The 10,610-nt window shown below is 65.9% G+C and carries 10 protein-coding genes; 2 read left to right on the top strand and 8 right to left on the bottom strand.

Annotated elements, in window-relative coordinates:
* On the top strand, nucleotides 1-417 hold a 417-nt coding region (locus tag ABIR74_RS09555), incomplete at its 5' end, for a hypothetical protein (RefSeq protein WP_348177449.1).
* A 202-nt stretch (nucleotides 418-619) separates the two neighbouring features.
* Nucleotides 620-3,406: a vitamin B12-dependent ribonucleotide reductase gene (locus ABIR74_RS09560; protein WP_348177451.1), complete on the top strand. Its 2,787-nt coding sequence runs from the start codon at nucleotides 620-622 to the stop codon at nucleotides 3,404-3,406.
* A gap of 160 nt (nucleotides 3,407-3,566) precedes the next feature.
* Here ABIR74_RS09560 and ABIR74_RS09565 read toward each other — a convergent pair whose 3' ends face one another.
* The 8 genes from ABIR74_RS09565 to ABIR74_RS09600 form a co-directional block, all read right to left on the bottom strand.
* Complete coding sequence (locus ABIR74_RS09565; RefSeq protein ID WP_348177453.1) at nucleotides 3,567-3,899, bottom strand: zf-HC2 domain-containing protein; 333 nt, start codon at nucleotides 3,897-3,899, stop codon at nucleotides 3,567-3,569.
* A complete protein-coding gene (locus ABIR74_RS09570; protein ID WP_348177455.1) occupies nucleotides 3,899-4,231 on the bottom strand; it encodes a hypothetical protein in 333 nt (110 codons plus the stop codon). Before ABIR74_RS09570 ends, ABIR74_RS09565 begins: the two co-directional genes overlap by 1 nt.
* Nucleotides 4,228-5,316 (bottom strand): dipeptide ABC transporter ATP-binding protein, encoded by a 1,089-nt coding sequence (locus ABIR74_RS09575; RefSeq protein ID WP_348177457.1) that lies wholly within the window; start codon nucleotides 5,314-5,316, stop codon nucleotides 4,228-4,230. The genes ABIR74_RS09570 and ABIR74_RS09575 overlap by 4 nt, the downstream gene beginning before the upstream one ends.
* Complete coding sequence (locus tag ABIR74_RS09580) at nucleotides 5,313-6,464, bottom strand: ABC transporter ATP-binding protein (RefSeq protein WP_348177459.1); 1,152 nt, start codon at nucleotides 6,462-6,464, stop codon at nucleotides 5,313-5,315. The genes ABIR74_RS09575 and ABIR74_RS09580 overlap by 4 nt, the downstream gene beginning before the upstream one ends.
* Complete coding sequence (locus ABIR74_RS09585) at nucleotides 6,461-7,432, bottom strand: ABC transporter permease (protein WP_348177461.1); 972 nt, start codon at nucleotides 7,430-7,432, stop codon at nucleotides 6,461-6,463. Before ABIR74_RS09585 ends, ABIR74_RS09580 begins: the two co-directional genes overlap by 4 nt.
* Before the next feature lie 65 nt (nucleotides 7,433-7,497).
* Nucleotides 7,498-9,141 (bottom strand): ABC transporter substrate-binding protein, encoded by a 1,644-nt coding sequence (locus ABIR74_RS09590; RefSeq protein WP_348177463.1) that lies wholly within the window; start codon nucleotides 9,139-9,141, stop codon nucleotides 7,498-7,500.
* Nucleotides 9,142-9,219: 78 nt separating this feature from the next.
* A complete protein-coding gene (locus ABIR74_RS09595; RefSeq protein ID WP_348177465.1) occupies nucleotides 9,220-10,302 on the bottom strand; it encodes an ABC transporter permease in 1,083 nt (360 codons plus the stop codon).
* The coding region (locus ABIR74_RS09600) for a hypothetical protein (RefSeq protein ID WP_348177467.1) at nucleotides 10,299-10,610 on the bottom strand (312 nt) is incomplete at its 5' end. The genes ABIR74_RS09600 and ABIR74_RS09595, both read right to left, overlap by 4 nt.

A 10,610-nucleotide genomic window follows, 5' to 3' on the forward strand; every position in this document is an offset into this window, starting at 1 on the left:
CGAGTGAACAGGATCTACCCGCTGCCGTGCTACGCGCAGGCGATCAAGCAACTGCCGCCGGATCTGTTGATCTACGGCAACGCGGAAGAGGAGATCGGTCGCGCCCTGGCCTTCGCGAAACAGGGCAAGCCCGACCCGGGTGGCAAGGACCCGACGCCGACGACCCCCGTCGAAACGGAGACCACCGAGACGACGAACACGGATACGGATACGACGTCCAACGTCGAGACGGAGACCTCCGAGACGGACACGACCGCGACGGACACGTCCGGGCCGTCATCGGTACCGATCCCGCTGCTCGTGCTCGGCGGATTGGCCATTCTCTTGCTCGCTGCCGGCTCGGCCGGCTATCTCCGGCGCCGCATGAACGGTGACGGGGACGATGACGGCTCGGCTGCTCCGCCGCCCGCCGTCTAGCGTCCTCACGCTGCCCAGGGCTGCCGCCCAGCGGTAAACTACGAGGACCAGCTGGGCCGCCATTTTCCTGGAAATTGCATGAAAATCGCGAGAAACGGGTGCCGTCCGATGCACCTCCTAGCATCCCGAATCCCTCCCAGCGTCGCACCTTGCGGGACGGACAACACTTTTCCCTTGATCGACGGACGGCCGGGAGGCAGGCATGGCAACCACAAAGGCAACACCAGCATCGGAGACCTCAGCACCGCTCCTCACGACGGATGACTACGTCAACACCGTCGTCGACAACAGTGCAAGCGTCACCCCGCAGCGCTTCTTTACGATCCCCGGCCGCGACCCGTTCGACGAGATCGAATGGGAGTCGCGCCACGCCCTGATTCCGGGCAAGGACGGCCCCGCCTTCGATCAAAAGGACGTCGAGTTCCCCAAGTTCTGGTCGCAGACGGCAACGAACATCGTTTCGCAGAAGTACTTCCGCGGTCGCATGACCTCACCCGAGCGCGAGCGCTCCGTGAAGCAGATGATCGGTCGGGTCGTCAACACGATCGGCGGCTGGGGCCGCCAGGGCGCGTACTTCGCGACCTCCGAGGAGGCCGACACGTTCGAGGCGGAGCTGAAGGCGATCCTGGTCAACCAGATCGCGTCCTTCAACTCGCCCGTGTGGTTCAACGTCGGCTTCGAAGAGAAGCCGCAGTGCTCTGCGTGCTTCATCCTCTCGATCGACGACTCGATGGACTCGATCCTCGACTGGATTCGCCGCGAAGGCGTCATCTTCCGCGGCGGCTCGGGCTCGGGCATCAATCTTTCCCGCCTGCGCTCCTCACAGGAGCAGCTGTCGAAGGGCGGCTACGCGTCCGGCCCCGTCTCGTTCATGCGTGGCGCCGATGCGTCTGCCGGCACGATCAAGTCAGGCGGCAAGACACGGCGCGCTGCGAAGATGGTCGTGCTCGACATCGACCATCCCGACGTCGACGAGTTCATCTGGTGCAAGGCGAAGGAGGAGCGCAAGGCTCGGGTCCTCGAGCAGGCGGGCTACGACATGTCGCTCGACTCACCTGACTGGGGCTCGATCCAGTACCAGAACGCCAACAACTCGGTCCGCGTCACGGATGCGTTCATGGAGGCGGTCGTGGAGGGCAAGGAGTGGAATCTCACCGCCCGCACCGACGGCTCAGTCGTGCGCACGGTCGATGCACGGGATCTCCTCAAGGACATTGCCGAGGCGTCCTGGCAGTGCGCCGACCCGGGCGTCCAGTACGACACGACGATCAACGCGTGGCACACGAGCCCGAACACGGGCCGGATCAACGCGTCGAATCCGTGCTCGGAGTACATGCACGTCGATGACTCCGCCTGCAATCTCTCGTCGCTCAACCTGATGAAGTTCCGCAAGGAAGACGGCGAGTTCGACGTGCCGATGTTCGAGCACGCAGTCGACGTCATGTTCCTCGCGCAGGAGATCATCGTCGGCTACTCGTCGTATCCCACGCCGGAGATCGGCCGCAACGCACTCAAGTTCCGCCAGCTCGGCCTCGGCTACGCAAACCTCGGCGCGCTCCTAATGGCACGCGGCCTCCCGTACGACTCCGACGAGGGCCGCGCGTACGCAGCTGCGATCACGGCGATCATGACCGGCCGTGGCTACCGCAAGTCGGCGGAGATCTCGAAGCGGATGGGTCCGCACGCGGGCTACGCGGAGAACGCCGCCGCGATGATCGGCGTCATCTCCAAGCACCGCGCAGCGGTAGGGAACATCCAGCACACCGACTCGGTGCCGGACGACATGCTGTCGGCTGCGCGCAGGGCCTGGGACGACGCGCTCGACCTCGGTGAGGTGGCCGGCTTCCGGAACGCGCAAGCGACGGTGCTCGCGCCGACCGGGACGATCAGCTTCATGATGGACTGCGACACGACCGGCGTCGAGCCCGACTTCTCGCTCGTCAAGTCGAAGAAGCTCGTCGGTGGCGGCGAGCTCACGATCGTCAACAAGACGGTGCCCATGGCACTCGGCGAGCTTGGCTACGCGACCCGCGAAGTCGAGGAGATCGTCGCGTACATTGACGAGCGCGGCAGCGTGATCGGCGCGCCGCACCTCAAGAACGAGCACTACCCGGTGTTCGACTGCGCCATTGGCGAGCGCGCGATCCACTACATGGGTCACGTGAAGATGATGGGTGCCGTGCAGCCGTTCATCTCGGGAGCGATCTCGAAGACCGTCAATCTGCCGGAGGAGACGTCGGTCGGCGCGGTCTCGCAGCTCCTGATCGAGGCGTGGCAACTCGGCGTCAAGGCGATCGCGATCTACCGTGACAACTGCAAGGTTGCCCAGCCGCTCTCGGGCTCGAAGGACACGTCCGAGCAGGGCAGGATCGCCCAGATCCACGCGCTCGGTGGCGTCGTCGCTGCACCGAAGCGGCGCCGGTTGCCGGACGACCGCACGGAGGTCGGCCGCAAGTTCCGCGTCGGTGAGTACGAGGGGTACATCCACGTCGGCCTCTTCGAGGACGGCACGCCAGGCGACATCTTCGTGGACATCGCGAAGGAGGGCACGACGCTCGCGGGACTGATGAACTCGTTCATGATCTCGGTCTCGCTCGGCCTCCAGTACGGGGTGCCGCTCGAGGTGTACGTCTCGAAGTTCAGCCACATGCGCTTCGAGCCGAGCGGGATGACGAACGACGCCGACATCCGCATCGCGAAGTCGATCGTCGACTACATCTTCCGCTGGATGGGCAAGAAGTTCCTCACGGCTGACCAGCAGGAGGAGGCCGGGATCCTCACGCCCGAGGTGAAGGCTCGACTTGCAGCCGCGTACGCCGCGGGCGAGGCCACGGCACCGCAGGTGCACGATGCTCCTCCTCCCGGCCAGACGGCTCTGTTCAACAGCTGGGAAGACGCCGTCGAGTGCTCGAAGTGTGGCGGCAGCATGGTGCGAACCGGCAGCTGCTACACGTGCCGCGACTGCGGCACGAACACCGGCTGCAGCTGACTACTGACTGACTGACTGATGATGGCCGCCTGACCTGACCGACGCCCCAATCAGAACGCCCTGCGAAAGGGCCGCCCCACGGGCGGCCCTTTTGCCTATCGGGCTCAGGGCCAGGGCGGGATACCGTCGGAGGGTCGCCCAGGCGACGAGCAGGCGTCGATCAGGGCGCTACACGAGGAAGCACGCGCTCAGTCCTCTCGCGGCACCCGCCGTTCGCCGACCACGAGCACGGCGCGCCGGCCTTCGGCGGGCCGACCTTCGGCGGGACACCCGGGGCCATGTCCGTCGGCACGGGCTCGAACGGCGTTGCACGAAGCAGCGACGTGACGGAGCGCATCTCCGCGACCCACGAGGCGCAGTCCGGGCAGCTTGCGAGGTGCCGGCGAAGCTGCTTGGCCCCGAGCTCGTCAATCTCGCCATCGAGCTCCAGCGACGCGAGCAGACGCGCATCCTCGCAGGCGCGCGGCAGCGGCCGAGCCGGGCGCCCCGCCATCAGAGTGACGTCTCCGGATCGAGGACGATCCCGAGCACGACGAGAACGATCCCCGCGCCGACGAGGAGGCCCGCAGCCGATGCATCGCCGCCGGTGCGGCCCGGCCCGTCGGCGCCCTCGAGCCTGCGTTCCCGAACGCGCTTCGAGGGATAGCGCATACCGCTCACCGCCCCCGCAACGAAGACGAGAGAGCCGACGAGGAGCAGTCCGCCCGACGCTCCTCGGAGACCCGACCAACCTGCCGCGGCTCCGACAAGGAGTCCCGCGAGAGCGGCGAACGTACCCAGGGCGACGATCCCGATGAGGATCGTGCGCAGCCCGCTGAGGATCACTTCAGGATCCCGAACTCAGGCGGCGTGGACTCGTTGGCGCCGCCGACCGTCGGTGGCACCCCTACCGGTGCTCGCATCTCGTCGGGCGTCAACGGCCAGCGCTCGAGCGGGAAGTGGCACGCAGCCTCGCGAAGCGACCGCGGCCCCATGGAACGGAGCTCCGGGTCGTCGATCGAGCACACGTCCTGGGCGCGAGGGCAGCGCGGGTGGAAGCGGCAGGCGCTCGGCGGATCGATCGGGCTCGGTACGTCCCCCGCGAGCACGAGCTTACGGCGACTGCGCCCGAGGCGCGGGTTGGCGATCGGCACGGCCGAGAGGAGCGCTCCCGTGTACGGGTGTCGGGGCTCGGCGTAGAGCTCCCGCGCGTCGGCCAGCTCGACGAGCCGGCCGAGATACATCACCGCCACGCGATCCGAGATGTGACGAACGACGCTCAGGTCGTGAGCGATGAACACGTACGTGAGCCCGAACTCCGCCTGGAGATCGCTCAGAAGATTGAGGATCTGCGCCTGTACCGACACGTCGAGCGCAGAGACAGGCTCATCGCAGACAATCAACCGCGGACCGGCGGCGAGAGCACGCGCGATGCCGATGCGCTGCCGCTGTCCCCCCGAGAACTCGTGAGGGAACCGGTTGTAGTGCTCCGCGTTGAGCCCGACGACCTCGAGGAGCTCCTGCACCCGGCGCTTCCGCTCCACCTCTGTGCCGACGCCGTGGACGACCAGCGGCTCGGCGACGATGAACCCCACCCGCTTGCGCGGGTTGAGGGACGCGTACGGATCCTGGAAGATCATCGTCACCTGCCGCCGGAACGCGAACAGCTCCTGCCGGGAAAAGGTCGAGATGTCCTTCCCATCGAACCGGACGGTGCCGCTCGTCGGCGCCAGAAGGTTCGTGATCAGCCGCGCGAGCGTCGACTTGCCGCATCCCGACTCGCCGACGATACCGAGCGTCTCTCCCCGGCGCACGTCCAGCGACACCCCGGCGACGGCCTTGACCGTCGCCACCTCCTTCTTGAACACGATCCCCTCGGTGATGGGGAAGTTCTTGGTCAGCTGGTCGATCTCGAGCAGCGTGTCGGTCATGCCGTCTCCGGTGCGAGCCCGAGCTCTCTCGTCACCCGCGCCGACTCGTCGATCTTGAACCGCTCGTCGAGGAAGCAGGCGTCGAGATGGCCGGGATCGTAACTCTGCTCGGTCGCGGCCGGCATCTCGGATCGGCAGCGGTCGAACGCGTAGGGGCAGCGTGGACGGAACCGGCATCCGGCCGGTGGGCGCAGAAGGGACGGCGGCTGACCGCCGATCTGCATCAACCGGTCGAGCGTGACGTCCACACGCGGCAACGAGCCGAGAAGCCCCCAGGTGTACGGGTGCATCGGGCGCTCGAAGAGATCGAGGACCGGAGCCTGCTCGGCGATACGCGCGGCGTACATCACGACGATGTCGTCCGCCGTCTCCGCGACGACCCCGAGATCGTGGGTGATCAGGACGACGGCCGTTCCGCGCTCCTTCTGAAGCGCGCTGATCAGGTCGAGGATCTGGGCCTGCGTCGTCACGTCGAGCGCGGTCGTCGGTTCGTCCGCGATCAGTAGCGCCGGCTCGTTGACCAGCGCCATCGCAATCATCACGCGCTGCCGCATACCCCCGGAGAACTGATGCGGGTAGTCATCGACGCGACGGTCGGCTCGCGGTATCCCTACCTCCTCGAGCCCGGCGATCGCTAGCTTCCGCGCGTTCCGCGAACTGATGTCTCGATGCAGCGTGACGGCCTCGACGAGCTGATCGCCTACGGTCAGCACGGGGTTGAGTGACGTCATGGGATCCTGGAAGATCATCGAGACCTCCTTCCCCCGAAGTGCACGAAGCCTTGAGCCTGACGCCTCGAGAAGGTTCTCCCCTCGGAACAACGCCGCCCCGGTCGAGATCGAGACGTGCTTCTTCGAGTCCTCGAGGAAGGCAACCATCTGCTCCGGGGCCGCCGAGCCATCCTTGACCGAGAGACGCCCCGCTTTGGGGTTCAGGCCAAGGATCGACATCATCGTGACGCTCTTACCCGAGCCGGACTCGCCGACGACGCCGAGCATCTGCCCCGCCTCGACGCTGAAGGAAACGCCGTCGACGGCCCGGACGATTCCATCGTCCGTCTTGAAGTACGTGCGCAGGTCACGCACCTCGAGCAGCGGGACGACTCCCGGCTGCTCGGTGCGTGATGCCCCGTTCGCCCTCCCCGTCATGCGAGCCGGATCCGCGGATCGATCATCGCGTACGTCACGTCGACGATCACGTTGAAGAGGATGATTGCGAGCGTTGCGAACACGACGACGCCCTGCATGGTCGGCAGATCGAGGTTCAGGACGCTGTTCAGTGCGAGTCGTCCGAGCCCTGGGAGATTGAAGATCGCCTCCGTGAAGATCGCTCCGCCGAGGGCCACACCGATGTCGAGGCCAAGCATCGTCACGATCGGCAAGAGCGCGTTCCGCAGAACGTGCCGACGGATGACGATGTTTTCCGGTGCCCCCTTCGCACGTGCGGTGCGCACGTAGTCCTCTCCGAGGGTGTCCATGACGTTCGCCCGGATCATCCGCGCGTAGCTCGCGGCGAACAGGATCGCGAACGTCACCCACGGGAGGATGAGGTGGTACGTCCAGTCCGCCGGCCCACCGCAACTCGCGCCTTCGGGCGGGTTGAAGACATCGCAGTAGCCAGCGTTCGGCGTCCAACCGAGTCTGAAGCCGATGAAGTACTGGAGCAGCAACCCGATCCAGACCACGGGCGCAGATATCCCGATGAGGATGAAGATCATCGCCCCTCTGTCGATCAGGGATCGCGGCCGCAGCGCCGAGATGATCCCGATCGGGATGGCGATCATCATCCAGAGGATCGCGCCGCCGACGACGAGGGCCGCCGTCACGGGCACGGCCTCGCCCACCATCTCGTTCACCGAGCGGCGGTTCGTGTAGGAGCGCCCGAGCGAATGATCGACGACGAGGCGCTTGAGGAAGAGCCCGTACTGCTCGTGCAACGGTCGATCGAGGCCGAGTTGGTGGGAGACCCGCGCGACGTCTTCGGCGGTAGCCGACTTGCCAGCCGCGAGCCTGGCCGGATCGGCCGGGAGCACGAAGAACAGGGCGTACGTGATCAACGTGACTCCGACGAAGAGGACGCCGGCCCACATCAGTCGTCTGACGAGATAGCTGAGCACACTTCACCGCCTTCGCACGTCGGGGAGGGAGGGGCGGCCCGGAGACCGCCCCTCCCCGGGATCACCTATTTGAGGCAGATCACGTTCAGGAGAGGACCGCCGCCCTGGGCCATGTTCAGCGTCAGGCATGAAACGCGCGCAGACATGAAGTTGCGGTCGTTGGAGTTGACGAGAGGCGCCCACGGGGGGTTGTCCTTCATCATCGCGACGTCGAGAGCGGCGTACGCCGTGCCTCGCTTGGAGCCGGTCAGCAGCGACGCCGAGTTCATCTGCTGGTTGTACTTCGCCACGTTGAAGTAGGCGTAGTTGTTGTGCTGCGAGTTCGCAACCTGGTTCCCGTCGAGCAGGATGTTCACGAAGTCGTACGGGTCCGCGTAGTCCGCTCCCCACCGCTCGATCGTCATGTCGAACGTTGCGGTCTTCGGATTCCCGGCGTTCGTGAACTGCTGCGCCCGCGGAAGCAGCTTGATGTCGGCATCGAGGCCGATCTGCTTCAGGTTGTACTGGATCAACTGCGCCTGCAGCGGAGCCGTACCGGCGTTCGCCGACCAGAGCACCGCCTTCCCGTCACGGAGGTTCGGTGCAGCGAGCTTCTTCGCCTGCTTGGCCGAGCCGGCCGTGATCTTCAGCGGGTACAGCGACTGCTGGCTGTAGCCGAGCATCCCTGGAGGCAAGACCTGACCGGTGCGCTTGCCGTAGAGGTACCCGCCCTGCGCGGAGAACGCCTGCCGATCGACGGCCCAGTTGACAGCCTTCGCAAGACCCGAGTTGTCCTTGAAGAGCGGCCGCGAACGGTTCATCGCGACGTAGCGGACATCGAGCAGCGGACGCACCTGCACCCGGCCGTCCTTCTTGTTCAACCCGTACTTGTTGACGACGTTCTTCCATTCGGTCGCGGGAATCCCGCCCGACGCGTAGTCGGTCGTCCCCTTCTCGACGTTCTGGAACTCGACCGCGACGTCGTTGCCGACGTTGACCTGGATCGTGTCGGGGTTCGCCACGCGCTGGCCCTTGTAGTGGGGGTTGCGCTTGAGCGTGATCGATCGCCCCGGCGTGCGTGCCGAGAAGTAGTACGGCCCACAGGATGCGTACTCGTTGATCCCGTTGGCGTCGATCTGACCGGCCAGCTTCGTGTCGATGGCCTGGAGGAACGGCATCGTCATCCGGGCGAGGAGGTCGGGCGACGCCCTGGTTAACCGGATGACGAGCTTGTTCCCCTTCGCGGTAACACCCGAGACCGTGCTCGCCTTGCCATCGATCACGGCCTGGGCACCCTGGACGATGTCGATGAACTGAACGCCCGTCGACTGCATCTTCGGGTTTGCGAAGCGGTTGAAAGCGTTGACGAAGCTCCTGGCACTGACAGCCTGTCCGTTCGAGAACGTGAAGCCCGAGCGGATCGTGAAGGTGTACGTCTTGCCGTCCTTCGAAATGATCGGTAGCCCCGCGGCAACCTCGGGCGTGACGATGGCGCCCGGGGCTCCTTCCTTGTCGGGCCAGTTGAGGAGCTTGCAGGCCGTCGCGGCCTCGAGCTTCCACGTCTCTCCGTAGTAGGAGAGCTGCGGATCGATGTAGTCCACGTCGGTCGTCATCTCGACGACGATCGTTCCGCCCTTCTTCGCTGCGGGAGCGGCGACCGCAGCGGAGGCGGAGAGGATGACGACGCCGAAGACGGCGAGCATCACCCCGAGGAAACGTCTACCAGTCATTGAGCATCCTTTCGGTCGTACGTTCGGTTGATGAGAAGCACTCGAGGCTCGTCGCTCCGTTGACGCGAGACGGCGTGGTCACCGGGAGCCCCGCGGGTCGAATGCGTCGCGCAGCCCGTCTCCGAGGAGGTTGAACGCGAGCGACGTGAGGAGGAGCGCGAGCCCTGGCCAGACCATGAGGAGTGGCCGCGACGTGTAGTACTGGGGGGCGTCTGCGAGCAGGTTGCCCCAGCTCGCTGTCGGCAGTTGGATGCCGAGACCGAGGAACGAGAGCCCTGCCTCGGCGAGGATGAACGCCGCGACATTGAGCGTCGCGAGAACGATCAGCGGCCCGACGAGGTGTGGGAAGATATGCGAGCGGATGATCCGCCAGTTGCTCGAACCGACCATCCGCGCCGCCTCGACGAACTCCTTCTCCCGGAGCGACAGCGCAAGACCACGCATGACGCGGGCGGAGTAGAACCAGCCGAGGAGCCCGAAGACGAGAATGAGGGTGAAGACCCCCTCTCCCATGAACCCGAACGTGATCTTGTTCAGCCGCGTACCGAGCGTTGCGGCCAGGGTGATGACGAAGAGAAGGTACGGGAAGGCCATCGTCAGCTCGACGAGGCGAGAGATCGTCGTGTCGGCCCAGCCCCGGTAGAAGCCGGCCACCGCTCCGGCGAGAGTACCGAGCAGCAGCGAGATAATCGTCGCGCCGATTCCCACCTCGAGTGAGACCTGCGCGCCGTAGAGGATGCGCAGGAACTCGTCGCGCGCGAGCGTCGAGTCCGAGCCAAGGATGAAGAGCTGCCTCTCGACCTCCCCGCTCTCCGTCAGTTTGCCGACGGTGGTCCACGGGCCGGCGGGAAGCTGGTCGGAGTCGAGCCCACCCGAGACGAGGAACGGCTCATTCGGGCCGTGACCGAGGAAATGCGCGGCGATCGGCGCACCGGCGAATGCCGTCAAGAAGAGAACGACGATGAAGATGCCTCCCGCGATCGCGAACTTGTCGCGCTTCAGCCGCAGCCAGACCGATGCCCAGTAGTCGCGCGCTTCGACCTTCGTCTCGTCGAGATCGTCATCGAATCCGACGACGCTGTCGCTCGCACGAACCCGAGCTGCTGGGCCCGGACTGCTCCCGTCGAGCTCCGGAATCGCGCGGCCTGCGAGATCGCTCATCGCGGAACCACCGCCGATGCTCGCGGAACCCAGTTGTCGACGACCCAGCGACCCTCGTTGCCGGTGCCGAGCCTCTTCAGCTCGAGGAAGAAGACCTGGGCACGCACGCCGGCGTTCTTGCGCGGCAGGAGCGCAACCTCGATGAGGGCGCTCCTCGTGTACGACGCGTCGACCTTGTACGGCGCAACATCGAGCCGCTCGATCGGATACGGCACGACCGGGTTGTTGCCCGTCACCCACTGTGCGCGCGTGAGGCCGCCGCGCAGGTTCGGACCGACGAGCGTCCACGCCTCGCCGAGATTCTCCCG

The sequence above is a fragment of the Gaiella sp. genome (genome assembly GCF_039915195.1).
Classification (GTDB): Bacteria; Actinomycetota; Thermoleophilia; order Gaiellales; family Gaiellaceae; genus Gaiella.